The following is a 24812-nucleotide window of genomic DNA, read 5'->3' as shown; positions in this document are numbered from 1 at the left end:
TCATGTCCCCCAGCATTCCACGGCGAGCGGCGTTCGTCCGGTGTCGCGGACGTCGTGCCGCTCCCCGCCCCCTGCGCGGGGCGCGACACGACGCCCGCGCCGGGTCAGGACACCACGGGCAGGTAGACCTGCTTGCCGGTGTCGGCGAATTCGGCGGATTTCTCGGCCATGCCCGCGACCAGCGCTTGCGCGTCGGTCAACCCTTCGCGCTCGGCGTAGGCGCGTACATCGGCCGAGATGCGCATCGAGCAGAACTTCGGCCCGCACATCGAGCAGAAATGCGCGGTCTTGGCGGGTTCGGCGGGCAAGGTCTCGTCGTGGTACTCGCGCGCGGTGTCCGGGTCCAGCGACAGCGCGAACTGGTCGCGCCACCGGAACTCGAAGCGGGCCTTGGACAGGGCGTCGTCACGGGCCTGGGCGTGCGGGTGGGCCTTGGCGAGATCGGCGGCGTGCGCGGCGATCTTGTAGGTGATGACGCCGACTTTGACGTCGTCACGGTTGGGCAGTCCCAAGTGTTCCTTCGGGGTGACGTAGCACAGCATGGCGGTGCCCGCCTGCGCGATGATGGCCGCGCCGATCGCCGAGGTGATGTGGTCGTAGGCGGGCGCGATATCGGTGGCCAGCGGCCCGAGGGTGTAGAACGGGGCCTCCTCGCACCATTCCTCCTCGAGCCGCACGTTCTCCACGATCTTGTGCATCGGCACGTGGCCGGGGCCTTCGATCATCACCTGCACGCCACGGGATTTCGCGATTCCGGTGAGTTCGCCCAAGGTGCGCAGTTCGGCGAACTGGGCTTCGTCGTTGGCGTCGGCGATCGACCCGGGCCGCAATCCGTCACCGAGGGAGAAGGTGACGTCATAGGCGGCGAGGATGTCGCACAATTCCGCGAAATGCGTGTACAGGAACGATTCCCGGTGGTGGGCCAGACACCAGGCGGCCATGATCGACCCCCCGCGCGAGACGATCCCGGTGACCCGTTTCGCGGTCAGCGGGATGTAGCGCAGCAGCACCCCCGCGTGCACGGTCATGTAGTCCACGCCCTGCTCGCACTGCTCGATGACCGTGTCGCGGTAGAGCTCCCAGGTCAGCGCGGTCGGGTCGCCGCCGACCTTCTCCAGCGCCTGGTAGATCGGCACCGTGCCGACCGGCACCGGTGCGTTGCGCAGAATCCATTCGCGGGTCTCGTGGATGTTCTTGCCGGTGGACAGGTCCATGATGGTGTCCGCGCCCCACCGGGTCGCCCACACCATCTTCTCCACCTCTTCGGCGATCGAGGAACTGACCGCCGAATTGCCGATATTGGCGTTGATCTTGACCAGGAACTTCTTGCCGATGATCGTCGGCTCGAGTTCCGGGTGGCGATGGTTGGCGGGGATGACCGCGCGCCCCGCGGCCACCTCCGCCCGCACGAATTCCGGTTCGACGCCTTCGCGCGCGGCCACGAAACGCATCTCCGGCGTGAGCACCCCCTGCCGCGCCCAGTTCAACTGGGTGGCGGGCCCGTCCACCGACGGGCGCGACCACCCGTCGCGGAGTTTGGCCAACCCCGCGTCCAGATCGATGGTCGCGGCCGTGTCGGTGTACGGGCCGGAGGTGTCGTAGACGTCGAAGTGCTCGCCGTTGGTCAGGTTGATGCGACGCACCGGAATGCGCAGGTCATCGACCTGACGATAGTGTTTGACGCTGCCCTCGACGGGACCGGTGGTCACGGTGTCGACGGATGTGGTCGTCATGAATTCCTCCCTACGCCGGCATTACCCGGTCAGGTTCATACGGTCGACGGCCCTGTCCGCTCCGTGGAGCTAGCCGTCCTCTCAGCCCGCTGGTGCGAGCCCCCGTTGGCGATATGCGGTTGTCCCCGACCGACCATACCCGCCCGTCCGCGACCCCTGGTCAGCCCGCGTTGTAGGCCGCGCGCAGCCCTTCGAGGTCGATCTTCTTCATGCCCAGCATCGCCTTGGTGGCGCGGTCCACCGCGGCCGGATCACCGGTCATCAGTTCGTCGGCCTCGGCGGGCCAGATCTGCCAGGGCACGCCGAAACGGTCGTTGAGCCACCCGCATTCGATTTCCTTGCCGCCGTCGGCGAGCAGCGCCTCCCACAGTCGGTCGACTTCGTCCTGGCTGTCGCAGTTGATCAGCAGCGACATCGCGTGGGTGTAGTGGTAGTCGCCGCCGCCGTTGATGCCGGTGAACTTCTGACCGTCGAGTTCGAAGTCGACCAGCATGACCGCGCCGGTCTCGCCGTAGCCGGATTCGGTGTAGTGCTGTATCGCGGTGATCCGGGAGTTCGGGATCAGCGAGCAGTAGAACTCGGCGGCCTCCCGGGCCTGGTTGTCGTACCAGAGGTTGGTGACGATCTTCTGCATGGCTACTCCTTCGTCGGTGGTGACGCCGCGGGTCCGCTGTACAGGTGGTGACGATCCGGCGGCCGCGTTCTCATCGGTCCGCGAGGTCCGGGTGGGGCAAGGCGGGCAGGATTCGGCCCGCGACCTCGCCCACGCCGACGCGCGCACCGCCCGGCCCTGGTGCGGTCGCCGTGATGACCACTTCGTCGCCGTCGGCGAGGAAGGTGCGGCGGGCCCCGTCGGCCAGGGTGACCGGTTCGGCGCCGTTCCAGGTCAGTTCGAGCAGGGACCCGCGCTGGTCGCGCTCGGGACCGGAGACGGTGCCGGAGGCGAACAGGTCGCCGGTGGCGGTGGCCGCCCCGTTGACGGTCAGGTGGGCCAGCATCTGCGCGGGCGACCAGTACATGTGCCGGTACGGCGGCCGCGCCGCCACCGTGCCGTTCCAGGTGACGGTCAGGTCGATGTCGAAGCCCCAGTGCTCGGTCTCGCGCAGGTAGGGCAGCGGGGGTGGGATCTGCTCGGGCAGTGCGACGCGCGCGGCGTCCAGCGCGGCCAGCGGCGTGACCCACGCCGAGATCGAGGTGGCGAAGGATTTCCCCAGGAACGGGCCGAGTGGCCGGTACTCCCACGCCTGGATGTCGCGCGCGGACCAGTCGTCCACCAGGACGACCCCGAAGACGTGGTCGGCGAACGCGCCCGTGCTGATCCGTGTGCCGAACTCGGAGCCGACCCCGACGACGAATCCGAGTTCGGCCTCGATGTCCAGGCGGCGCGTCGGACCGAATTCCGGTGTTCCCGAATCGATTCCGAGCTGTCCACAGGGGCGTCGGATCGGCGTGCCCGACACCACCACGGTCGCCGAGCGGCCGTGGTAACCCAGCGGCAGATGCCGCCAATTCGGCGGCAGCGGTGCGGAATCCGGCCGCAGCAGCAGGCCGACGTTCGTCGCGTGGTCGCGACTCGCGTAGAAGTCGACGTAGTCGCCGATCCGGATCGGCAGCAGCGTGCGGACGTCGGCCAACCGGTGCACGGCGGTATCGGGGAGCGCGCCGTCCGCCAGGTCGCGCAGTCGCTCGCGGACCTCGCGCCAGCGCTGCGGTCCGCGCGCGAGGAACGGGTGCAGCGAGTCGGCGGCGAACTCCGGGTCGCCCAGCAATTCCGCCAGGTCCAGGACGTACTCGCCCAACCGCGCGCATACCCGCGGCGCGCCGCCCTCGGGGGCGCACACCCCGTACGGCAGCGTGTCCGGGCCGAAGGGGGAGTCGGGCGCGACCGTCACGCGGGTCATCGCCGCGGCCGCCGCCCCGACCAGGTCCACGCGTAGTCGGGGTCCTCGCAGGCCAGTGCGCCTTCGCCGAGTTCGAGCGGCCGGAAGGTGTCGACCATGACCGCCAGTTCGTCCACCTGTTCGGCACCGATGGACCCTTCGTAGGCGCCCGGGTGCGGGCCGTGCGCGTAGCCGCCGGGATGGACCGACACCGAACCCTGCCCGATCCCGGAACCCGCCCGTGCCGCGTAGTTCCCGCCGCAGTAGAACATCACCTCGTCGGAGTCGACGTTGGAGTGGTAGTAGGGCGCCGGGACGGCCAGCGGGTGGTAGTCGACCTTGCGCGGCACGAAATCGCAGACCACGAAATTGACGCCCGCGAACGCCTGGTGCACGGGCGGCGGTTGGTGCACGCGACCGGTGATCGGCTCGAAATCGGTGATGGCGAAGGTGTACGGATACAGGCAGCCGTCCCAGCCGACCACGTCGAACGGATGGGTGGCGTAGCGCATCCCGGTGCCGACCACCAGCCCGGCCGCGCGATGTCTGACCAGCACCTCGACATCGGTCCCCGTCTCCAGGAGCGGGGCGGTCGGCGCGTGCAGGTCGCGTTCGCAGTAGGGCGCGCTCTCCAGCAGTTGCCCCGAATCCGACAGGTAGCGCTTCGGCGGGGTGATGTGGCTGGAGGCTTCTATCACGTACGCGCGCAGCGGTTCCGGTCCGTCGATCACCCAGCGGTGCGTCGTCGCGCGGGGGATCAGCACGTGGTCGCCCCGGCGCGCGGGCAGCGCGCCGAACACCGATTCCAGCACCGCCGCACCGGATTCCACGTACACCAGTTCGTCGCCGACGGCGTCGCGGTACAGCGGGGAGGTCGCGGCGGCGACCACGTACTGGATGCGCACGTCGGCGTTGCCGAGCAGCAGGCGTCTGCCGGTGACCGCGTCGACGCCTGCCACCGCGTCCGCCGGGAACAAGTCGTGCGGACGCAGATGACGATGGCGCAGTGGATGATTGGGGACGGTCCGCTGATCGGGCAGCTCCCAGACCGTGGCGTCGACCAGGGCGGGCGGCAGTCCGCGGTGGTAGAGCAGCGCGGAATCCCCGGAGAAGCCCTCCTCGCCCATCAGCTCCTCGTGGAGCAGCGCGCCGTGCTCGTCGCGGTGCGCGGTGTGCCGTTTGGGCGGCACCGAACCCACCTGCCGATAGAACGCCATCGCCGCACCTCCCGCAGGTCACCGGGTGGATCAGTCACGCCCATGGTAGTGACCGGGAGGTCGGCGGCGGCGGAGATTCTGGCGATCGGACGGCATCGTGCCGGAGTGTCGCCGGGTGACGGCGCGTTCGGCCGGAGAAGTGTCGGCAGGGGACGCGCGCCCGCCGGTCGAGCGGTTACGCCTCGCGCAGCGCGCGGTAGACCGCCGCGCCGACGAAGGCTCCCAGCCCGCGGGTGTCCCAGTCGCCCGCACCGGCCAGCAGGGTGCGCACCGCGCCCTCGCCGGCCGACACCCACAGCTCGACCAGGACGGGCAGTTTGCGTTCGGCGTCCTCGGTGCCCCACGCGCGCAGGGTGGGACGCAGCAGTTCGGTGCAGCGCTGCACGGCCAGCGCGCGGCCGCGGCCGAACGAGTCCGCGACCGCCGGGTCGGGATTGCCGTAGATCAGCCGCCACGCGTCCGGGCGCACCGAGGCGATCTCGAGCAGGGTGCGGAACCCGTCGACGAAGACCGTCTCGCCCGCGTCGACCGCACGGCGCGGTGTGGCTTCGAGCAGGCCGCGGATCAGGTGGTCCTCCTCGCGCCGGATCAGTTCGCCGATCAGTTCGACCCGGTCGGCGAAACACGCGTACACGACCGGCCGGGTGACGTTCATGCGGTCGGCCACCGCGGCGATGGTGACGGCGGCGATCCCGCTCTCCACGGCGATCGCCAGCGCGGTGTCGAGTACCTGGGGGCGTCGGCGCTGGGGCCCGAGATGCTGCGCACGCACCCGAGCTCGCGCGGCCTGCTCGATACCCATGCCGACAAGATATCAGCGTTACCGGTCGGCCGAGCGGGGTTCTCGCAGGTCGGATGCTCCCCGCGAGCGCGGTCGGCGGCGCGCGCCGCGCCGGTGTGGCGCACAACGCGCGAGTCGCGATCCGGCGGTCGGGCACGGCGGGGATTAGGTTGTGAGGCATGCGATCCGAGTTGCCCGCGCCGGATGTCCTGTGGGGACGCACCTTGGTCGTCCAGGTCGTACAGGATCCGGACGGCTCCGGACAGCTGGGCGAGTTGACCGGTGGCCGTGTGACATTCGACATGGGCTACCAGGACAACTGGTTCACGCTGATCCGCTACGAGCGCGACCGGGCGGTGGTGTTCGGCCGCGGGCGCGACGACACCTGGATCGCACCGGAACAACCGCTGGACCTGCTCGCCGACGCGCCCGACTGGGTGCCGGTGGACGAACTGACCGCGCTGATCCTGCGCGAGGAGATCGACGTCGTGCGCTGGTGGGACGGAACCTGGCGGCACGCCGGACAACTGGACGATCTGCGGGTGCGCTACGAGACCGCGGTCGCGATGTACCCGCTGCTCGAATCCGAGCAACTGGTGGCGGTTTTCGCCGAATCGCTGCCCGGGGTGACCCACGAGGAGGTCGCGGCGCTGTTCACCGCGGCCGAGGCGGCCACGGTCAAGGCCGAACTGCTGAGCGGCCTCGACCCGGAACTGTCCGCGGCCGTCCTGGACTACCTGGGCCGCGGCGGCGTGCTGGCCGACGCGCACGCCGTCGCCGAACCCGCCCCGCCGCCGGTCTCCCGTCCCCGGATACGCCGCCGGATCACCTCCGTCGAACACAGCCGACTGCTGGTGGCGGCGATGATGGCGGCCACCGACCACCCCCGCCCCGCACCGCCGAACTCCCCGGAACTGGCCGACATCATCGACCGGGTGCGCAGGCTGCACCGCGACTTCGGCCACGCCGACTTCGCGTTCCGGGTGGGCCGGGGCATCGGCGTCGGCGTCCCGCGCCACGCCCGCAAGATCCCCACCGGCCTGCGTCGCCTGCGCGATGTGGAGGCCGGCGAGCACGGCCGCTGGCTGTTCATCCGATTCACCGTCGAGGGCGCGGACGTGCGCGTCGAACGCGCCTACGACCACTGGCCGTCCTGGTATCCGCGCAACCCGTACCACAACGATCCCGACCGCCGAGACCTGCTGGACGAGTTCGCGCACCGCCCGCCGAGCGCCCGACCCGACTGGGCCGACCTCGCCGCCGACGACTACGCCTACACGCGGGCTTGATCAGTCCGTGAATTCGGCGATCACCGGCGCGTGGTCGCTGGCGCCTTTGCCCTTGCGCTCCTCGCGGTCGACCAGCGCGTCGGTCGCCGTGGCCGCCAACGCGGGCGAGGCCAGGACGAAATCGATGCGCATCCCCTCTTTGCGCGGGAACCGCAACTGCGTGTAGTCCCAATAGGTGTAGACGCCGGGGCCGGGCGCGAACGGGCGCATCACGTCGGCGAAACCGGTGTCCACCATCGCGGCGAAGGCGTCGCGCTCGGGTGCGGAGGTGTGCGTCTTGCCCTCGAAGAACTCCGGTGACCACACGTCGTCGTCGGTCGGGGCGATGTTCCAGTCCCCGACCAGGGCCACCTTCGCCGCCGGATCGGCCGCCAGCCAGGCCGCGCCGCTCGCGCGCAGCGCCGCCAGCCACTCCAACTTGTAGGTGTAGTGCGGGTCGCCGAGCGCGCGTCCGTTGGGCACGTACAGGCTCCACACCCGCACCCCGCCGCAGGTCGCCCCCAGCGCCCGCGACTCCACCACCGGCGTGCTGATCAGCGACTCGCCCGCGTCCTTGTCGAAACCGGGCTGTCCGGGGAAGGCGAATTCGACGTCGGTCAGCCCCACCCGCGACAAGATCGCGACGCCGTTCCACTGGTTCACCCCGAGGTGGGCGACCTCGTAGCCGAGCGCCTCGAAACGCTCGAACGGGAACTGGTCGTCACGGCATTTGGTCTCCTGCACCGCGAGCACGTCGATGTCCTGGCGATCCAGGAACGCCGCCACCCGGTCGACGCGGGAGCGGATCGAATTGACGTTCCAGGTCGCCAAGCGCACGGGATGCCTTCCTCGAGTGGTGGTCCTTCATTTCTACGCCGCGGGTCGCGCACGCCTCAGGCGGTCGGTTCGGCGTAGCGGTAGTGGTGGTGTTGGACGAAACCGAGATCCTGGTACAGCGCCAGCGCCCCGGTGTTGGCCGCGTCCACCTGCACGTAGGCGTGCGTCGCGCCGCGATCGCGACCCCAGCGCAGCAGTTCGGCGCAGACCAGCGCCGCCAACCCGTGCCTGCGGTGTTCGGCCGCCACGGCGACGCAGGTGATCCCGACCCAGCGCCGCTCGTCGGGTGCGGTGGTCAGCGCGCCGCGCGCGATCGCGATCGGCTGCGGCACGCCCAGCGCCGCGAAACCCAACTCCCCCTCGTGCACCGCCGTCAGCACCTCGGGGACCGGCGGCAGATCGATGCGCGACCCCTCGGGTTCGCCCTGCCGGTGGTGCATGTCCAGCCACGCGGCGTCCGGCGCGGGGAAGATTCGGACCATCGGCGGGCCCTGGGGGAGCACGAAGGTCTCGATGTCGATGCCGAGGACGACCGTCTCCTTGCGCACCCGCCAGCCCTCGGGCACGGGGACCAAGCGATCCGGCAGCGCGAGTCGAACGGGCAGACTTCGCACCGAGTACCACTCGGCGAGCTTGCGCGCCGTCTCCTCGCGCAGCGGGCCGGCGGGCGCGCGGTACTCCGAATCACCCACCGGCACGGCCGAATTCGCGCGATCGGTGAAGCCGTAGCCCGCGCGCACGAACCAGCCGTCGATCCAGGTGTGCTCGATCCCCGGCCAGCCGAAGGCTGCCGCCGACTCCAGCGCACGGATCTCCGAGGTGCGGATCGGCCTCGGCCCCAACGCTTTCAACGCCACCACCCGATCCGGTTCGACCGTGACCTCGGCGCCGTCGGCGTCGCGCACGGTCGGCGGGTCCAGCGAGATCAGCGTGCCGATCACGTCGGTCGTGCCGAACTGCTCGTCCGCGGGCAGCGTGTAGCGCATCACCACCCGCTTGCCCAGCGGGATGTCCGTCGGTTCCCGCACGGGATCGGTCGATTCAGTCGTCATGGCCGAACGGGTCGGCGACCGTGCCGGGCACCCAGCTCAGGCCGGGCACGCCCCACCCGTTGCGCTTGATCGCCTTCTTCGCCGCGCGGGCGTTGCGTCCGATCAGCACGTCCACGTAGAGGAACCCGTCGAGATGGCCGACCTCGTGCTGCAACATCCGCGCGAAGAACCCGTGACCCTCGATCTCCACCGGTTTGCCGTGCTCGTCGGTGCCCGTCACCTTCGCCCAGTCGGCGCGACCGGTCGGGTACTGCTCGCCCGGCACCGACAGACAGCCCTCGTCGTCGTCCTCGGGATCGGGCATGGTCTCCGGTAGCGCCGAGGTCTCCAGCACCGGGTTGACCACCGCGCCGCGGCGGCGGGTCGCGACGCCGTCCGCGCCCACGTCGGGGCAGTCGTAGACGAACAGGCGCAGCGGCACCCCCACCTGGTTGGCCGCCAGACCGACGCCGTTGGCGGCGTCGAGGGTCTCGTACATGTCCGCGACGAGTTCGGCCAACTCCTCAGGGGACTGGGTGACCTGCTGCGTCGGGTTGTGCAGCACGGGGTCGCCGACGATCACGATGGGGAGGATTGCCATGGCAGTCAAGCCTAATGGGTGGCCCGCCCGCCCCCGCCGGGTGCCGCCGGAACAGATCGCCCGGTGACACGCGGTTACCGTCCGGTAGACAACACGCCGGGACGGAGCCGGAGGGGGCCCGCGCGCCCGTGGTTCAATGATTCGCGACGTACAGCATCATTTTCGTCAGGTTGTCACTCGGCGAGGGAGCAAGATGGACGGCGCAGCGGCACGCGATCTTTCCGCGACCCAGGACGGCCCTTCCGCGAACGAGGATGTGGACACCGACGCGCACCCCTCGGCCGACGCGGCCGAGCAGAGCGGCCTGAGCCGCCGCGAACTGGACATCCTCGCCTTCGAGCGCCAGTGGTGGAAGTACGCGGGCGCGAAGGAAGAGGCCATCCGGGAACTGTTCGGCATGTCGCCGACCCGCTACTACCAGGTCCTCAACGCGGTCGTGGACCGTCCGGAAGCGCTGGTCGCGGACCCCATGTTGGTCAAGCGCCTGCGCAGGCTACGGGCCAGCAGGCAGAAGGCGCGCGCCGCCCGCCGCCTCGGATTCCAGGTATGACGGCGGCGATGATCCGAAATCCCGCCGCGCTGCGGGCCTCCGGGCCCCGGGTGGGACTAGGGTCGACATCGTGAGCTACCCCAATCCCACCTCCGGCGGGCCGCCCCTGCGGGCGCTGGCGATGGTGTTGATCGCGCTGGCCATCGTGTTCGCGGGCCTCGGCGCGATGTCGTTGTCGAGTTCGGACGCCGACTCCGACACCTCCGCCGCCTCGTCGAGCGAAGCGCAGGCGACCACGACGGTCGCCCGCACCACCACGGTCGCGGCGAGCACCGGCCAGTCCGCGGCGGGTTCGGCGACCACCACCGTCTCGACCACCGCCGCGGAGACACCCACTCCGGCCGCGCCGCCGCCGAGCGCGGCCGCCCCGGGCGTCGACCGGGCGGTCCCGGTGCGCGTGCTGAACAACAGCATGGTCTCCGGCTTGGCCACCCGCACCGCTCAGCAGTTGCAGACCGAAGGCTGGACCAACGTGTCCTCGGGCAACTACGCGGGGGGCACCGTCGCGAAAACCACCGTCTACTACGGTAATTCGCCCGGTGAGCAGGAGGCGGCGCAGGAGATCGCGCGCGAACTCGGCGCCGAGGCGGCCCCCAAGAACGGTACGGCGGGCGATTCCGGCCCCGGCGTCGTCATCATCTTGACCGGGGGCTGAGCGCCGGATGCGCCCGCCCACCGCGCCGCGCGGCACAGTGCCGTGGGCCACACCGCCCTGTCATCGGGACGGTCGGCGGGCGTGGCATCATCTGTCCGGAACCAACGTGTCCACCCGGTAATGCCCGTAAACTCGGTACTCGTAAAGGAGTTCCCCGATGGCCTCGTCCACAACTCGTCGCCCGTCCTGGCGGACTGTGACCCCGGTGCTCGCGGTCGCGGTGTTCGGACTCGCCGCCTGCACGAACAGCCAGGAGTCCAGTGACGTCAAGGGCACGACGCCGCCGGTGTGGACCGGTGCCTCCGCGCCGCCCTCGGGAGAATTCGGCGAGCGGCACGGCACCGACTCGACCAACCCGGGCGCCAAGGTCGACCTGAAGGACCCCTCGGGCAAGTCCGTCGCCACCGCGACCATCACCTCGGTCGGCACCCACCTCCAGATCCAGGTCGACGCCAACGGCCTGCGCCCCGGCTTCCACGGGCTACACATCCATTCCGTCGGCAAGTGCGAGCCGAATTCGGTGGCGCCCACCGGCGGCGCGCCCGGCGACTTCCTGTCCGCCGGCGGACATCTGCAGGTCGGCAGCGCCAACACCCACCCCGCCAGCGGCGATCTCAGCTCGCTGGCCGTGCGCGAGGACGGGTCCGGTCTGCTGATCACCACCACCGACGCCGTCACCCTCGACCAGGTCAAGGGCAAGGCGCTGATCGTGCACGCGGACGCCGACAACTTCGGCAACATCCCCAATCGCTACAGCAGGGCCGACGGCGTGGCCGGCCCGGACGACACCACTCTCGCCACCGGTGACGCGGGCGGCCGCGTCGCCTGCGGCGTCATCGCTTAGACAAGGTGGGCCATGGCCGGGGGACAGCGCATCGACCACGTTCCGTTCAAGGGATCACCCCGACCGACCATCGGCATCGAATGGGAGATCGCGCTCGTCGACAAGGTGACGCGCGATCTGTCCAACACCGCGGCCGCGGTCTTCGACGAAGTCGGTGACCTGCGCGCCTGGGATGGCACACCCCAGGTCACCAAGGAACTGCTGCGCAACACCGTGGAATTCGTCACGGGTGTGCACGACACCGTCGGCGCGGCGGTCGACGATCTGCGCGGCACCATGGACGCGGTGCGGCGGGTCGCCGATCGCCAAGGCGTCGACCTGTTCTGCGCGGGCACCCATCCGTTCGCGCAGTGGTCGGCCCAGCAGTTGACCCGCTCCGAGCACTACGACGAGTTGATCGAACGCACCCAGTGGTGGGGTCGGCAGATGATGATCTGGGGCGTGCACGTGCACGTCGGGGTCTCGCACCGGGACAAGGTGCTGCCCATCATCAACTCGCTGCTGGTGCAGTACCCGCACCTGCTCGCGCTGTCGGCCTCCTCGCCGATGTGGGCCGGGTCCGACACCGGATACGCCAGCAACCGGACGCTGATGTTCCAGCAGTTGCCGACCGCGGGCCTGCCGTTCCAGTTCGAGAACTGGACGCAGTTCGAGCATTTCGTGCACGACCAGTTCAAGACCGGCGTGTTCGAGCAACTCGGCGGAATGCACTGGGACATCCGGCCCGCGCCCAAGTGGGGCACGATCGAGGTGCGCATCTGCGACGGCACCTCCACCCGGGCCGAACTGGCCGCGATCGCCGCGTTCATCCACTGCTTGATCGTGGATCTGGACCGCCGGGTCGAGAACGGCGAACAGTTGCCGACGCTGCCGCCGTGGCACGTGCAGGAGAACAAGTGGCGGGCCGCGCGATACGGGCTCGACGCGATCGTCATCGTCGACGCCGACAGCAACGAGCGTCTGGTCACCGACGATCTCACCGAGATCCTGAACCGGCTCGAGCCCACCGCCAAACAACTCGGCTGCGCCGACGAATTGGCCGCGGTCGCCGAGATTCCCGTGCGCGGGGCGTCGTATCAGCGTCAGCGCAAGGTGGCCGCGGCGGCCGACGGTGATCTGATCGCGGTGGTGAACGCGCTGGTGGAGGAGCTGAAGGAGTAACGTTCGGTCGCCCGGCGTTCATCGCCGGAGGGGGTGCGTTCATCCCCCGTTTACTATGGTCGACGTGCTGGTCGAAGATCCGGGTTCCGATGGAGGAAATGCGGTGCGGCAGCCGCCGTCACCGAGGACCCGGATCCGGGTCGTCGCTCTCGCGGTGGCCGCCGTGCCGGTGTTGTTGGTCGCGTTGCAGTTCGCGGCCGCGCGCCAAGGGTTCCAGGGCCCGTTGGAGAGCTTGTGGCACGACTACGTGGGCACGCCGAAGTCGATGTCGGTGCCGTGGGCCGGATTCGTGCTCGCGCTGGTGGGTCTGTCGCCGCGTCGCCGGGTGATCGCCTTGGCCGCCGCCGTCGCGATCGATCTCGTCTGCGCGCTGGCGCGGGTGCTCTCGGGGGAGGCGTTCGCGGTCGGCAACGGCGCGGTGATCGTGCTCACGGCTATCGCGGTGGTCGCGTGGCTGCGCTGGACGGGCGTGGCCCGGGTGAACGCCCTGCGCGCGGTCGCGTTGGGCGCGTTGCTGATCCTGGCCACCAAGGTCGGTGACGTGTGGCTGCACGTGACGGTGGTGGCCCGGCCGGAGGTGTTCGACGAGTACGTCATGCTGGCCGATCACGCGCTCGGTGATCCGTCCTGGCTGATGGGCCGGGTGGTCGAGGCGCTCGGGCCGGTGGTGTACGCGGTCCTGCACTGGGTCTACATCGAATTGCCGGTCGCGGCGATCGTGGTCGCGCTGTGGCAGTTGCGCCGGGTCGTGCCCGCCGGTCTGTGGCCGTCGCACTATCTGGTGCGCACCTTCCTCGTCCTGGGTCTGCTCGGCCCGGTGGTGTATCTGCTGTTCCCGGTGGTGGGGCCGATGTTCGCCTTCGGCGTCGACGGTCACGGCCTGCAACTGGGGAACTACTGGCCCACCGTGGTGCCGCCGATCGACCCCGATCCCACCCCGCTCCCCTTCGACAGCGCCACCCCGCGCAACTGCATGCCGTCGATGCACACCGCCTGGGCGCTGGCCGTATTCCTGCACACCCGCCGCGATCTCGACGGCTCGCCCGCACCCGCATGGCTGCGCTGGGGCGGGGCGTTCTGGCTCGTGGCCACCTTGGTCGCCACCCTCGGCTTCGGCTACCACTACGGCGTCGACCTGGTCGCGGGCGCGGTCCTGTGCCTGACCGTCGAGTCGGCGCTGCGCGAACCCGAACGCGGCTGGGGCTGGTTCCGGGTCCGTCTGGTCGCGGGCGGCGCGCTCACCTTGGCCGCCCTGCTGCTGTCCTACCGCTATCTCTCGGTCCCGATGGCCGAATACTCCGCGCTCTCGGGCACCTTGGTCCTGGCGTCGCTGGCCGGTCTGGCCGCCGCGTTCCACGCCACGTGGTTCGCGCGCGATCACACCCCGGCCCTCGAACCCGCCGCCGCTCGTTAGTCGATCCTGACCGTCGGTCGAGACAGCCCGCTGGTCCGTCGGCCCGACGGCGCTACTGCTCGACGGCTTTACGGAGTCCTCGACCTGGCCGGCCTAGTGTTCGTCGTCGCCGAGTTCGTTGACGCGAAGCAGACCGTCACGGTGGCGTTGTTCGCGGTAGGCCGTGCGACCGATCAGGTGGGCGATGACGGGCGCGGTGAGGGCGGTGAACAGCGCCACCAGCACCAGCATCCAGGCGTTGACGTCGAAACGCAGGTGGATGGCCGTGCCGACGAGAATCAGCACCAAGCCGACGATCTGGGGTTTGGTGGCCGCGTGCATCCGGGTCAGCGTGTCGGGAAAACGCAGGATGCCGACCGCGGCGGTGAAGGCCAGCAGCGCGCCGAGCAGGATGCAGGCACCCGAGAGGATATCCAGCACGATCATCGGTCGTCCCTGACGCGGAAGCGCGACACCGCGGCCGAACCGAGGAAGCCGACCAGCGACAGCGCCACGATCGCGGGCACCACGGTGGTGTTCTTGCTGTAGGCGGCCCACACCGCCAGACCGGAGGCGGCGATGGCGATCAGCGAATCGATCCCGACCACCCGGTCCAGGGTGTTGGGGCCCGCCAGGATGCGGAAACCGGTGATCATGGCCGCGGCGACGAGCAGTACGGCCGCGACGACGGCGACGACGGTCAACGCTCCACCTCCTCCTCCGGTCGGTGCTTCATCGGGCGTTCGAAGATGTCGATGAGCAGGCGTTCCAGGCGACGGGTCGTCCGGTAGAACTTGTCCACCGCGTGATCGCTGCTCACGTCCAGGACGTGCACGTAGACCACGCAGCGCTGCCGGTCGATCTCGAGCACCATGGTGCCCGGGATCAGGTTCAGCAGATCGGTGCACAGCACGAGCACCAGGTCCGACCGGGTCCGCAGACTCACCCGCAGCACGCCGGAGACCGGTGTCGCGGCGGGCCGGATCGCCAGCCAAGCCACCTGGAAGCTGGATTCGAGCGCGTAATAGGTGCTCGCCAGGACCAGTTCGGGCAGCGGCAGCGGGTTGAAGCGGCCGTTGACCGGGAGCATCGGCAGCGGCAGCGCGACCATCACGACCAGGCCGACCACGAGTCCGCCGAGCAGGTTGCCGACACTCAGATCGCCCCACAGGGCCATGTAGACCAGCGTCAACCAGATCAGCAGGCCGACGCGCACGACGTTGTCGCGACTCAGGCGCGGTCTCATCGCGGCGCCTCCGGATCTCCCAGGACCGAACTGATGTACACGCCGGGCTGGTCGAGTTCGGCGGCGGCGCGGTCGGCGATGCCCAGGATCGGTCCGGCCAGCACGGTCAGCGCGAGGCCGACCGCCGCGAGCGACCCGGTGGCCACGAGCATCAGCGCGGGGATGCGGCCGGGGTCGATGCGTTCGTCGTAGAGGACGTCCTCGGTGTCCTCGATCAGGGTCGGCGGATTCGCCGCGGCCAGATGCCCTTCCGGCGCTTCCGAGCGCGGCCGCCAGAACGCTTTCGCCCAGGTCCGCGCGGCGACGTAGAGGGTGAGCAGGCTGGTGACGACCGCGCCGCCGACCAGCACCCAGGCCAGCACGCTGCCGTCGGCCGCGCCCGCCTGCAACAGCGCGACCTTGCCGATGAAGCCCGAGAACGGTGGGATGCCGCCGAGATTGAGCGCCGGGATCAGGAACAGCACGGCCAGTACCGGACTCGCGGCGGCGAGTCCGCCCAAGCGGCGCAGCGAGGTCGACCCGGCTTGGCGTTCGATGAGGCCGACCACCAGGAACAGCGTGGTCTGCACGAGGATGTGGTGGGCGACGTAATAGAGCGCGCCCGCGAGTCCGGCGGCGCTGCCGAGTCCGACGCCGAACACCATGTAGCCGATGTGGCTGACCAGGGTGAACGACAGCAGTCGACGGATGTCGCTCTGCGCGATCGCGCCGAAGATGCCCACCAGCATGGTCAGCAGGCCGCAGATCAGCAGGACCGTGTCCAGGCCGCCGTCGGGGAACAGCAGCGAATGGGTGCGGATGATCGCGTACACGCCGACTTTGGTGAGCAGGCCCGCGAAGACCGCGGTGACCGGGGCGGGCGCGGTCGGATAGGAGTCGGGCAGCCAGTTCGACAGCGGGAACACCGCCGCCTTGATGCCGAAGGCCACCAGCAGCACCAGATAGACCGAGGTGCGCACCCCTTCGGGCGCGGCGTCCATGCGCACCGCGAGCTGGGCCAGGTTCAGCGTGCCGGTGGTCGCGTAGGCCAGCGCGATGCCGATCAGGAAGATCAGCGACGACAGCATCGACACCATCACATAGGACACGCCCGCGCGGATGCGCTCGGCGGTCGCGCCGACCGTGAGCAGCACGAAGGACGCGGCCAGCAGCATCTCGAAGCCGACGAACAGGTTGAACAGGTCACCGGCGAGGAAGGCGGCCGAAACCCCCGCGGTCAGGACGAGATAGGTGGGCCGGTAGATCGAGGTGGGCTGTTTCGCGCCGCCGTCGCGGATGTTCTGGCCGGAGCCGTAGACCGACACCGCGAGCAGCACGATCGTGGACACCAGCAGCATGCCCGCCGAGAGTCGGTCCACCACCAGCGTGATCCCGATCGGCGCGCCCCAGCCGCCGACCTGCACCGCGGTGGTGCCGTCGCGGTCGGCCAGATACAGCAGCAGTCCGCTGATCGCGACGACGGCGGTCAGCGCGACCCACACCACCGTGCCCTGGATGCGCGGCTGACGCCCGAAGACCAGGGTGAGCGCCGCCGCGAGCAGCGGGACGAGCACCGGAAGCGGCGCGAGGGCGGGGAGCAGACCGGAGGACAGGCTCAATCTTCGGGGTCCTCTCCCTCGCGGCGGCTGGCCACCTCGAGGTCGGCCGGATCGGTCTGCACGTCGTCGGTGGTGGTGAGCATGTAGGCGCGGTAGGCGAGCGCGAGGACGAACGCGGCCAGCCCCATGGTGATGACGATCGCGGTCAGCACCATGGCTTGCGCGAGCGGATCGGCCAGGTTCTCGTGGTCGGCTTCGGAGCCCGCGCGGATCGGCGGGTCGCCGTCGGGGCCGCCCGCGCTCAGGATCAACAGGTTGACCGCGTTGCCGAACAGGATCATCCCGAGCAGCATTTTCGACACGGTGCGTTCCAGGATCAGGTAGACCCCGCACGCGACGAGGACGCCGATCAGGATCAGCATGGTGAGGTTCGCGGTCATCGGAGGTCTCCGATCGACGCGGATTCGGTGGTCTCGCCCAGTTCGCTGTCCAGGCGCGCGCCGAGGCTGCGCAGCACGTCGAGCACCAGGCCGACCACGATCAGGTAGACGCCGAGGTCGAAGAACAGGGCGGTGACGAGTTTGACGTGCCCGATCAGCGGCAGCGTGAACTCTATGATCGCCGAGGACAGCGGGGGCGCGCCGAGCAGCAGCGACGTGGCCGCGGTGCCCGCGGCCAGCGCCAGTCCGGCCCCGAGGATGTGTCCCGCGTCGACGGGCAGCGCTTCGCCGAGTTCGTAGCGCCCGCCCGCGAGGTAGCGCAGGGTCAGCGCGAGTCCGGCGGTCAGACCGCCCGCGAAACCGCCGCCGGGGGCGTTGTGACCCGAGAAGAAGAAGTAGATCGACAGCACCATGATGGTGGGGAAGATCAGGCGCGTGGTGATCTGCAGGACCATCGAGCGGTCCTCGCGGGCCATCAACCGGGCGGCGGGCAGCCAGCTGACGATGTCGGGGTCGTAGCGCGGCGAGTCCGCGGCGCGCGGGGCCGAGCCGAAGCGCCGGGTGCGGAACACCAGCGAGGCGACGCCGGTGGCGGCCACGATCAGCACCGAGATCTCGCCGAGGGTGTCCCAGGCGCGGATGTCGACCAGCAGCACGTTGACGGCGTTCTTGCCGCCGCCGAAGGTGTAGGCGGCGTCGGGGATCAGATGCCAGATGGGTTCGGTGCCGCGCGCCGCGCTCGCGAACGCCGCCAAGACGGCGACGCTCGCGCCGACCGCCGCGGCCAGCAGCGCGCGGCGCTTCTTGAAGTTCGCGGTCCGGCTCTCGTCGATCTCGGCGGGGAAGGCGCGCAGGACCAGCACGAAGATGACCAGTGTCAGCGTCTCGACCAGGAACTGGGTCAACGCCAGGTCGGGCGCGCCGTGCAGGGCGAAGATCACGCCGCAGCCGTAGCCGGTGACGCCGACGACGAGCACGCTGGCCAACCGGTTGCGCAGCACCGTCGCGGCCAGTGCCATCGCGATCATGATCGCGCCGACGGCCAGTTGCAGCGGCGAATCCCACAGCCGCAGTTCGACCCCGGTGCGGGTGCCCACCGCCAGCGCCACCACCGGCACGACGATCAGGGTGCCGAGGATGGTGGCCTGACTCAGCGGCAGTGAACCGCGCTGGACCGTCGCGGTCATCCGCAGTGAGAGGCGGTCCATCGCGCGCAGCGTCGCGTCGTAGGCGCGGTCGGCGTTGCCGAGGATGTGGTGGTCGGATTCGATGATGCGGCCGCGTTGCAGGAACAGCGCCACACCGGCCGCGACGATCAGCACGGTCAGCCCCAGCGGCAGAGTCAGGCCGTGCCAGAGCGCCAAATGGGCGCCGGGCGCGCCGCCGAGCGTCACCGCGTAGGGGTCGATCAGATCCTCCAGCCACGGCGCGGCGAAACCGGCGATCAGCGAGGCCAAGGCCAGCAGCGTGGGCGCGCCGAGCAGCAGTGGGCCGGGGGCGTGCCAGCGGGCGAGACCGTCGAGGGTCTCGGCGCCCGGTTTGTCGGCGAACGCGCCCCAGACGAACCGCGCGCTGTAGCCGACCGTCAGCGCCGAACCCAGCGCGACACCGATCAGCAAGGTGATCCGGGCGGGGTCGGCCAGGAGGTCGGCGTCGAGCAGCGCGGCCAGCGCGCTCTCCTTGCCGACGAAGCCGAGCAGCGGCGGCAGACCGGCCATGCTCAGCGCCGCCAGGCTCGCCACGGTCAGCAGGACCGGCGCGCGGCGGCCCAGTCCGGACAGTTGCCGCAGGTCACGGGTGCCCGCGCCGTGGTCGATGATGCCGACCACCATGAACAGGCACGCCTTGAACAGCGCGTGCGCGACGACCATCGCCATCCCGGCCAGCGCCGCGTCCGGCGAGCCGACGCCGACCAGCAGGATCAGGAAGCCGAGTTGGCTGACGGTCCCGAAGGCGAGCACCAGTTTCAGGTCGGTGACCTGTAGCGCGCGCCACCCGGCCAGCAGCATCGAGGCCAGACCCAGGGTCAGCACCAGCGGGTGCCAGGGCGGACTGTGCGCGAAGACGGGAGCCAGACGGGCGACCAAGTACACGCCTGCCTTGACCATCGCCGCCGCGTGCAGGTAGGCGCTGACCGGGGTCGGCGCGGCCATCGCGCCGGGCAGCCAGAAGTGCAGCGGCACGATCGCGGATTTGCTCAGCGCACCGACCAGGATCAACACCACCGCGACCGAGACCGCGACACCGCCGGGCGGCTGTTCGCGGGCCAGCAGATCCGACAGCAGGTAGGTGCCGGTGCTCTGGCCGAGCACGACGATGCCGACCAGCATCGACAACCCGCCCGCGCCCGTCACCAACAGCGCCTGGATGGCCGCGCGGCGACTGGCCGCGCGTTCGGCGTTGTGGCCGACGAGCAGGAACGACAGCACCGTCGTCGTTTCCCAGAAGACGTAGAGCACCAGCATGTTGTCACTGGTGACCAGGCCGAACATCGCGCCGGCGAAACCGATGAGCTGGGCGGCGAACAGGCCGAGGCGGGGTTCGTCGTTCTCGAAGTAGCGCCCGCAGTAGGCCAGCACCAGTGCGCCGATGCCCAACACCAGCGCGGCCATGATCGCGGTCAGCGAATCGAAGCGCAGATCGATGTTCATCCCGATCGCGGGCGCCCAGGCGATCCGAACCTGCTGCGCGCTATCCCAATTCGCGATGACCCAGGCCAGACTCGCCAACGGGACCACGGCGAGAAGGTAGAAGGCGTTGCGTCCCAACACCCGCACATACAGCGGTGCCGTCAACGCGGCGAACGCGTGTGCGAGCAGGATTGCGAGCAAACTGCACTCCGTCGAGTAGTGGCGGCGGGGTACTGCCAGTAAACCCTATGGGGATATTCGCTGTTCGCCGGGTCCGTCGACTATGTCGTATGCCATGTTCCAGCGGCTCGGCTATATATCCGCAATCACTCCGGTCGGCGCGGGGGCCGCGGCGGGGCGCGCGGGTGGGCGCAGGCGGTGCAGCGCGGTCAGGCCCAGCGCGCACCCGACGGTGATCACCAAGGCGGTACGGCCGGACGCGCCCACGCCCGCCATCGCGTCACGGACCGGCAGTTCGCCCTCCTCGGGCAGCGAGGTGACGATCGAGGGCAGGAACAGCGCGCCCAACCCGAGCACGCCGCTGGGTGTGTAGCGGGGTTTGGCGGTTCCCCCGGCGTATCCGGCGACGAAGGCCAGCGCGATGTTGCCGATCGCGTGCACCGCGGTCTTGTCGTAGGGCGCGGTGATGATCGCGTAGAGCGCGAGCGCGCCGATCAGGATCAGCGCGAAACCGGGCAGCGGCACGCGCAGACCCGAGACGAGGCCGAGTGCGGTCACCGCGACCACCACGACCAGCGACCATCCGGGCCGCGGCCCCGGGCCGAGCGCGTCGGCCACCGGGACCAGGGCGGCCACCAACAGCACGCCCGCGCCGTCGCGGCCCGGCAGCAACATCGCCGCCACCGTCGCCGCGATCACCGTCGCGACCACCGCCAATCCGATGTCGATGGTGTGCCCGCCCGCCTTGTCGTACTGGTTGCTGAGCCATTCCGAGGCCACCAGCACCACCAGTGCGAACACCAGCGCCGCCACGATCGGCGCGATCGGCAGTTCCGTCGGTTCGTCGTCGGCCTCGCGCTGCCGCGAGGGCGCGCTGTTGCGCAGCGTGCTCAACGCCACCAGGGTCAGCGCGACCGCGATCAGCCAACCCGGCGGCGTCTCCAGCACGGCGTAGGGATCGTCGGCGCGGATCTGCAACAACTCGGCCAGATCGCCGAAGACGAAGGCCGCGACGCACCCCAGCGCGAAACCGTAGGCGGGCAGCGAACTGCGCAGCGCCCGCACACCCAACGCGCCGAGCAGCAGACCGGCGAACATCGTGTCCAGATAGTTCTGCGTGGTCAGCAGTTCCGGCGCGGAGACGTTTCGGCCCGCGAAATGGTTGACGAACAGCCCGAACGCGCCGGCGAGTGCGGTCAGCCAGGTGATCCAGGGGCGGCCGAAGGTCGTCACCACCACGGCCACCGTGACCGCCACCACGACACCCATCGCGGCGCCGCGCGGCACGCTCGCGTAGAGCGCCGCCAACCGGTACGGGGTGGATTCGCCCGCCCAGGAGAAAGTGATCGGCAGCAGCAGCGTCACCCCGGCGACCGCGGCCCCGGTGAAAGCCGTGATCGTGTCGAAGGTGTCGCCGATGCGTCGCACCTGTCCGAATCTACTCGCGCCGGGTGGTCGAACCTCGGATTGCCGGATCGGGTCCGATGCATGTCGCCATTGCCGAAACAGCAGACTGTTGCGGGTCATCGACCAATAGCGGTGTGCTAGCTGACGGTGGCCGCGGTTTCTGTCGAGCCGGGGCGTGAGTCCGGCGGGGCGCCCCGCTCCCGGCCGCGGAACCGTGCACGTCGGTTGCGCGGTTCGCGGGCGGATCAGCCGCGCTTGTCCGCGTACGCGCGCAGCGATTCGACCTGGGCCCGGTCCAGGGACGGGCGCACGGCGGCGCGCGCGGCCGCGACATCCGCCGCCGACACGTCGGCCGCGTCCACGTCGCGCCGCATCGCCGACAGTGCCGCCTCGCGCAGCAGCGCCGCGCAATCGGCGGCCGAATAGCCGTCCAGGTCGGCGGCCAGACCGTCCAGGTCCACCTCGGCGGCCAACGGGACCGCGCGCGCGGCGGTGCGCAGGATCGCGGCGCGCGCCTGCGCGTCCGGCGGCGGCACGAAGATCAGCCGTTCCAGTCGGCCCGGCCGCAGCAGCGCCGGATCGATCAACTCCGGGCGGTTGGTCGCGCCCAGCACCACCACATCGCGCAGCGGTTCCACACCGTCCAATTCGGTGAGCAGCGCCGCCACCACCCGATCGCCGACCCCGGAATCCCCGGACTGGCCGCGGCGCGGGGCGAGCGCGTCCACCTCGTCCAGGAAGATCAGCGAGGGTGCGGAATCCCTTGCGCGCTGGAACAATTCGCGGACCGCGCGCTCGGAGGAGCCCACCCATTTGTCCATCAGTTCCGCGCCCTTGACCGCGTGCACGCTCAACTGACCCGTACCGGCCAGCGCGCGCACCAGGAAGGTCTTGCCGCAACCGGGCGGACCGTACAGCAGCACCCCGCGCGGCGGATCGATCCCCAAGCGCGCGAACGAATCCGGATGCCGCAGCGGCCACAGCACCGATTCCGTCAGCGCCTGCTTGGTCTCCACCATGTCGCCCACGTCGTCGAGACCGAGGCTGCCGATCGCGAGTTCCTCCGCGCCCGACCGCGACAGCGGCCGGATCACCTCCAGCGCGCCCAGCAGATCCTCTTGCAGCAACCGCGGTTCGGTGTGCTCGCGACCCACCCGCGAAGCCGCGCGCAGCGCCGCCTCCCGGCACAGCGCCGCCAGATCCGACACCACGAAACCCGGTGTGCGCGCGCCGATCTCGTCCAAAGCCAACTCGCCGGTCGGCACCTTGCGCAACAACTGCTCCAACAGCGCCCGCCGCACCGCCGCCGTCGGCAGCGGCAGCGCCAACTCGCGATCGCACAACTCCGGGGCGCGCAATCGCGCGTCCGCCGCCGCCGGATTCGACGACGTCGCCAAGAAGGCCACGCACGGTTCGGCCACCGCGGCGCGCAACTGGTCCAGGATCAACGTCGCCACCGGTTCCGGCTCGGCGGGCAACAACGCGTCGATATCGGTGACCAGCAGGATTCCGCCCTGACCCGACCCCACCTCGGACACCGCCGCCGACACCGCCAGCAGTCGCGCCCCGCTCTCGGCCGCCCCCACCGTCGGGCCGTCCACCTCCACGATCCGGCGCGGCGCGGCCACCGACCGCGCCAACGTCGCCTTGCCGACACCCGCCGGACCGGTGATCAGCACGCCCAGGCGCGGCGGCGCGCCCAGCGTGCGCAACAATTCCGGCTCGTCCAACGCCAGCGTCAACCATTCGGCCAACTTCGCGGCCTGCGGTTGCACGCCGACCAGTTCCTCCTGCGTCAGCAACGGCGCGTCCAGCGCGGACGCGGTCGGCGCGGCACCGGTCGACGGGAGGGCAGTGCCCGCCGCCGCGGCCGAGTCACGGGCCGCGAGCACCCCCGCACCCCAACTCACCGACGTATTCGGTTGCACACTCACCGGACCCGGCCCGGGATCGGCGGCCGTCACCGTCAACAACTCGGTCGTCCAAGCGATCCCGAACGTGCGCGAGAGCGCCTGACTGGCCACCGAGGACGGAATGTCGGGCCCCAGATCACGCGGCAACAGCGACACCGTGTCCCCGACCGTCACCACCTTGCCCAACAGCGCCTGCCGCAGCGTCGCCGCCGGAATACTGCCCGCGGCATGGGTCGAACCGCTCACCGAGATCTGCCGCGCGCCCTGCACGGCCACCGGGGCCACCACCACCGTCGCGTCCTCACGGACCCCGGCGTTCGACAACGTCACGTCATCGAGCAAGGCCACCCCGGCGGGTGTGTTCGCGGGCGCGACACCCACCACCGCCGCCGTGCGACGCGCCCCCGTCACCGCGATCCCGTCCCATTCGCGCAGACCCAACGCCGTCAACGCCTCCGGATGCAGGCGGATCACCCCGCGCCGGGCATCGGCCGCGGACGGATTCAAGCGAGCGGTGAGCGCCAGTTCTGCCACCGTGCCCATTGTGCCCGGCAACCGCCCGGCGGTCAGCGCCGAACCCGCCGGATCAGCTCCCGGCGAGAATCCCCGCCGCCTCGGCCACCGTCTTGTTCGCGTTGCTCGACGCCAGACACACCAGCTTGGCCGTCCCCAACGCGACATTCGGGCTGCCCGCGAACTTGCTGTCCGGGTTCTCCGCCAGAATCCGCTCGATCAGCGCCTTCTCCGAATCGGTGTCCAGCACACGGAACTCGCCGCACGTGACGCTCGAGGCGTCACCCGCGGGCGCGCTCGCAGGCGTGGAGGCGGGCGTCGACTCGGACTCCGCGCTCGACGGAGCCGACACCGACGTGCTCGCCTGCTGCGTGGTCGTCGCCGCGACCGTGCTCGTATTGCCTTTGCGCAAGCCGTTGGCGTCGGTGGACTCCTCGGAACCGCCGCAGCCCGACAGCGCCACGGTCAACGCGGCGGCGGCCACGACGAGGACGGAAAATCGCTTCATCTCCTGCTTCCCCGGGGTAGCTCCGCGCACCGGGACCCCCGGCGCGTCCGGTGCAGCGTACCGGGTGCCCCCGCCGCCCGGGGCCGGGTCCCGCCCGATCCGCTCAGTGGATGTGCTCGCGCCAATCCGCGGGCACCCGGCCCCGCGGCCCGGGAACGCCCTGGTCGGCCGGACGGCTGTGCGGCGGCGCCAACTCCGGCCCCTCGTACATCTGCTCGGTCCGGAAGTCGTAGAACCAGTCCTCGCCCGGCTCGAAACTCTGGATCAACGGATGACCCGAATCCTTCGCGTGCTTCGAGGCGTGCTGCGACGGCGAGGTGTCACAACAGCCGATGTGGCCGCACTCCGCGCAGCGTCGCAGGTGGACCCACCAGCCATTGGTCGCCTCGCATTCGAGGCAGCCGGTGCCGGAGGGGGGAGTGGTGGGGTCGAGGCCGTCCATGGGGGCTCCTACGGGGGTCGGGAGTTGATGGATTACGGGTCTCA

Annotated in this window: 24 protein-coding genes; 6 read left to right on the top strand and 18 right to left on the bottom strand. The window is 70.3% G+C overall.

Annotated features, from left to right (window positions below; all coding sequences use genetic code 11):
• Positions 1–104 precede the first annotated feature (104 nt).
• From thiC to ON30_RS25285, 5 genes are all read right to left on the bottom strand, one after another.
• A complete protein-coding gene (gene thiC / locus ON30_RS25305) occupies positions 105–1733 on the bottom strand; it encodes a phosphomethylpyrimidine synthase ThiC (RefSeq protein WP_040710737.1) in 1629 nt (542 codons plus the stop codon).
• A 160-nt stretch (positions 1734–1893) separates the two neighbouring features.
• Complete coding sequence (locus ON30_RS25300; protein ID WP_040710736.1) at positions 1894–2367, bottom strand: VOC family protein; 474 nt, start codon at positions 2365–2367, stop codon at positions 1894–1896.
• Positions 2368–2437: 70 nt separating this feature from the next.
• Complete coding sequence (fahA, locus tag ON30_RS25295; protein WP_040710886.1) at positions 2438–3634, bottom strand: fumarylacetoacetase; 1197 nt, start codon at positions 3632–3634, stop codon at positions 2438–2440.
• Positions 3631–4830, bottom strand: coding sequence for a homogentisate 1,2-dioxygenase (locus ON30_RS25290; protein WP_040710734.1), 1200 nt, complete (start codon positions 4828–4830; stop codon positions 3631–3633). Before ON30_RS25290 ends, fahA begins: the two co-directional genes overlap by 4 nt.
• 175 nt (positions 4831–5005) lie before the next feature.
• Positions 5006–5632 (bottom strand): TetR family transcriptional regulator, encoded by a 627-nt coding sequence (locus ON30_RS25285; RefSeq protein ID WP_040710733.1) that lies wholly within the window; start codon positions 5630–5632, stop codon positions 5006–5008.
• A 158-nt stretch (positions 5633–5790) separates the two neighbouring features.
• On the opposite strand from ON30_RS25285, the gene ON30_RS25280 reads away from it, so the two are divergent.
• On the top strand, positions 5791–6900 hold the full coding sequence (locus ON30_RS25280; protein ID WP_040710731.1) for a hypothetical protein: 1110 nt from the start codon (positions 5791–5793) through the stop codon (positions 6898–6900).
• Here the strand turns inward: ON30_RS25280 and ON30_RS25275 are convergent, their stop codons facing one another.
• From ON30_RS25275 to ON30_RS25265, 3 genes are read right to left on the bottom strand one after another with little or no spacing between them, the layout of a single operon-like run.
• Entirely contained in the window at positions 6901–7716 is an 816-nt protein-coding gene (locus ON30_RS25275; protein WP_040710729.1) for an exodeoxyribonuclease III, read from the bottom strand. It abuts the gene before it with no gap.
• 56 nt (positions 7717–7772) lie between these two features.
• Positions 7773–8768, bottom strand: coding sequence for an N-acetylglutamate synthase, CG3035 family (locus ON30_RS25270; RefSeq protein WP_040710728.1), 996 nt, complete (start codon positions 8766–8768; stop codon positions 7773–7775).
• Positions 8758–9348, bottom strand: a complete 591-nt coding sequence (locus ON30_RS25265; RefSeq protein WP_040710727.1) for a peptide deformylase — start codon at positions 9346–9348, stop codon at positions 8758–8760. The genes ON30_RS25270 and ON30_RS25265 overlap by 11 nt, the downstream gene beginning before the upstream one ends.
• Before the next feature lie 193 nt (positions 9349–9541).
• On the opposite strand from ON30_RS25265, the gene napA reads away from it, so the two are divergent.
• From napA to ON30_RS25240, 5 genes are all read left to right on the top strand, one after another.
• Positions 9542–9898, top strand: a complete 357-nt coding sequence (napA, locus tag ON30_RS25260) for a nucleoid-associated protein NapA (protein WP_040710725.1) — start codon at positions 9542–9544, stop codon at positions 9896–9898.
• Positions 9899–9968: 70 nt separating this feature from the next.
• Entirely contained in the window at positions 9969–10553 is a 585-nt protein-coding gene (locus ON30_RS25255) for a LytR C-terminal domain-containing protein (protein ID WP_040710724.1), read from the top strand.
• Between the two features lie 157 nt (positions 10554–10710).
• Entirely contained in the window at positions 10711–11397 is a 687-nt protein-coding gene (gene sodC / locus ON30_RS25250; RefSeq protein ID WP_040710723.1) for a superoxide dismutase[Cu-Zn], read from the top strand.
• Between the two features lie 12 nt (positions 11398–11409).
• Entirely contained in the window at positions 11410–12558 is a 1149-nt protein-coding gene (locus tag ON30_RS25245; RefSeq protein WP_040710721.1) for a glutamate--cysteine ligase, read from the top strand.
• Positions 12559–12613: 55 nt separating this feature from the next.
• On the top strand, positions 12614–13972 hold the full coding sequence (locus ON30_RS25240) for a phosphatase PAP2 family protein (protein ID WP_040710719.1): 1359 nt from the start codon (positions 12614–12616) through the stop codon (positions 13970–13972).
• Between the two features lie 93 nt (positions 13973–14065).
• On the opposite strand, the gene mnhG is transcribed toward ON30_RS25240, so the two are convergent.
• The 10 genes from mnhG to ON30_RS25190 all read right to left on the bottom strand — a co-directional run bounded on the left by mnhG (position 14066) and on the right by ON30_RS25190 (position 24768).
• Entirely contained in the window at positions 14066–14398 is a 333-nt protein-coding gene (mnhG, locus tag ON30_RS25235; RefSeq protein ID WP_040710717.1) for a monovalent cation/H(+) antiporter subunit G, read from the bottom strand.
• Entirely contained in the window at positions 14395–14655 is a 261-nt protein-coding gene (locus ON30_RS25230) for a monovalent cation/H+ antiporter complex subunit F (RefSeq protein ID WP_040710715.1), read from the bottom strand. The genes mnhG and ON30_RS25230 overlap by 4 nt, the downstream gene beginning before the upstream one ends.
• Entirely contained in the window at positions 14652–15185 is a 534-nt protein-coding gene (locus ON30_RS25225) for a Na+/H+ antiporter subunit E (RefSeq protein WP_040710885.1), read from the bottom strand. Before ON30_RS25225 ends, ON30_RS25230 begins: the two co-directional genes overlap by 4 nt.
• Positions 15186–15193: 8 nt before the next feature.
• Positions 15194–16795 (bottom strand): Na+/H+ antiporter subunit D, encoded by a 1602-nt coding sequence (locus tag ON30_RS25220; protein WP_040710712.1) that lies wholly within the window; start codon positions 16793–16795, stop codon positions 15194–15196.
• On the bottom strand, positions 16792–17175 hold the full coding sequence (locus tag ON30_RS25215) for a Na(+)/H(+) antiporter subunit C (RefSeq protein WP_040710710.1): 384 nt from the start codon (positions 17173–17175) through the stop codon (positions 16792–16794). Before ON30_RS25215 ends, ON30_RS25220 begins: the two co-directional genes overlap by 4 nt.
• Positions 17172–20006, bottom strand: coding sequence for a Na+/H+ antiporter subunit A (locus tag ON30_RS25210; protein WP_040710709.1), 2835 nt, complete (start codon positions 20004–20006; stop codon positions 17172–17174). The genes ON30_RS25215 and ON30_RS25210 overlap by 4 nt, the downstream gene beginning before the upstream one ends.
• Before the next feature lie 111 nt (positions 20007–20117).
• Positions 20118–21413 carry a hypothetical protein gene (locus tag ON30_RS25205; protein ID WP_040710707.1) on the bottom strand — a complete coding sequence of 432 codons (1296 nt, stop codon included), beginning with the start codon at positions 21411–21413 and terminating at the stop codon, positions 20118–20120.
• A 224-nt stretch (positions 21414–21637) separates the two neighbouring features.
• Positions 21638–23848: an AAA family ATPase gene (locus ON30_RS25200; protein ID WP_040710706.1), complete on the bottom strand. Its 2211-nt coding sequence runs from the start codon at positions 23846–23848 to the stop codon at positions 21638–21640.
• Positions 23849–23891: 43 nt separating this feature from the next.
• The gene (locus ON30_RS25195) at positions 23892–24326 is read right to left on the bottom strand and encodes a hypothetical protein (RefSeq protein WP_040710704.1); all 435 of its coding nucleotides are present in this window, start codon (positions 24324–24326) and stop codon (positions 23892–23894) included.
• A gap of 103 nt (positions 24327–24429) precedes the next feature.
• The gene (locus tag ON30_RS25190) at positions 24430–24768 is read right to left on the bottom strand and encodes a UBP-type zinc finger domain-containing protein (protein ID WP_040710702.1); all 339 of its coding nucleotides are present in this window, start codon (positions 24766–24768) and stop codon (positions 24430–24432) included.
• Between the last annotated feature and the right edge of the window lie 44 nt (positions 24769–24812).

The sequence above is a fragment of the Nocardia takedensis NBRC 100417 genome, assembly GCF_000308695.1.
GTDB classification, from domain to species: Bacteria; Actinomycetota; Actinomycetes; order Mycobacteriales; family Mycobacteriaceae; genus Nocardia; species Nocardia takedensis.
Note: the sequence above shows the minus strand (reverse complement) of the source record. Positions and strands in the feature narration are given on the sequence as shown.

Excerpts from the sequence above, each read along its gene's own strand:
- sodC (WP_040710723.1), top strand. The coding sequence starts at position 10,711 with ATGGCCTCGTCCACAACTCGTCGCCCGTCCTGGCGGACTGTGACCCCG.
- ON30_RS25200 (WP_040710706.1), bottom strand. The coding sequence starts at position 23,848 with ATGGGCACGGTGGCAGAACTGGCGCTCACCGCTCGCTTGAATCCGTCC.
- ON30_RS25195 (WP_040710704.1), bottom strand. The coding sequence starts at position 24,326 with ATGAAGCGATTTTCCGTCCTCGTCGTGGCCGCCGCCGCGTTGACCGTG.
- ON30_RS25240 (WP_040710719.1), top strand. The coding sequence starts at position 12,614 with ATGGTCGACGTGCTGGTCGAAGATCCGGGTTCCGATGGAGGAAATGCG.
- ON30_RS25285 (WP_040710733.1), bottom strand. The coding sequence starts at position 5,632 with ATGGGTATCGAGCAGGCCGCGCGAGCTCGGGTGCGTGCGCAGCATCTC.
- ON30_RS25265 (WP_040710727.1), bottom strand. The coding sequence starts at position 9,348 with ATGGCAATCCTCCCCATCGTGATCGTCGGCGACCCCGTGCTGCACAAC.
- ON30_RS25215 (WP_040710710.1), bottom strand. The coding sequence starts at position 17,175 with ATGACCGCGAACCTCACCATGCTGATCCTGATCGGCGTCCTCGTCGCG.
- ON30_RS25245 (WP_040710721.1), top strand. The coding sequence starts at position 11,410 with ATGGCCGGGGGACAGCGCATCGACCACGTTCCGTTCAAGGGATCACCC.
- mnhG (WP_040710717.1), bottom strand. The coding sequence starts at position 14,398 with ATGATCGTGCTGGATATCCTCTCGGGTGCCTGCATCCTGCTCGGCGCG.
- ON30_RS25300 (WP_040710736.1), bottom strand. The coding sequence starts at position 2,367 with ATGCAGAAGATCGTCACCAACCTCTGGTACGACAACCAGGCCCGGGAG.
- napA (WP_040710725.1), top strand. The coding sequence starts at position 9,542 with ATGGACGGCGCAGCGGCACGCGATCTTTCCGCGACCCAGGACGGCCCT.
- ON30_RS25190 (WP_040710702.1), bottom strand. The coding sequence starts at position 24,768 with ATGGACGGCCTCGACCCCACCACTCCCCCCTCCGGCACCGGCTGCCTC.
- ON30_RS25270 (WP_040710728.1), bottom strand. The coding sequence starts at position 8,768 with ATGACGACTGAATCGACCGATCCCGTGCGGGAACCGACGGACATCCCG.
- fahA (WP_040710886.1), bottom strand. The coding sequence starts at position 3,634 with ATGACCCGCGTGACGGTCGCGCCCGACTCCCCCTTCGGCCCGGACACG.
- ON30_RS25280 (WP_040710731.1), top strand. The coding sequence starts at position 5,791 with ATGCGATCCGAGTTGCCCGCGCCGGATGTCCTGTGGGGACGCACCTTG.
- thiC (WP_040710737.1), bottom strand. The coding sequence starts at position 1,733 with ATGACGACCACATCCGTCGACACCGTGACCACCGGTCCCGTCGAGGGC.
- ON30_RS25290 (WP_040710734.1), bottom strand. The coding sequence starts at position 4,830 with ATGGCGTTCTATCGGCAGGTGGGTTCGGTGCCGCCCAAACGGCACACC.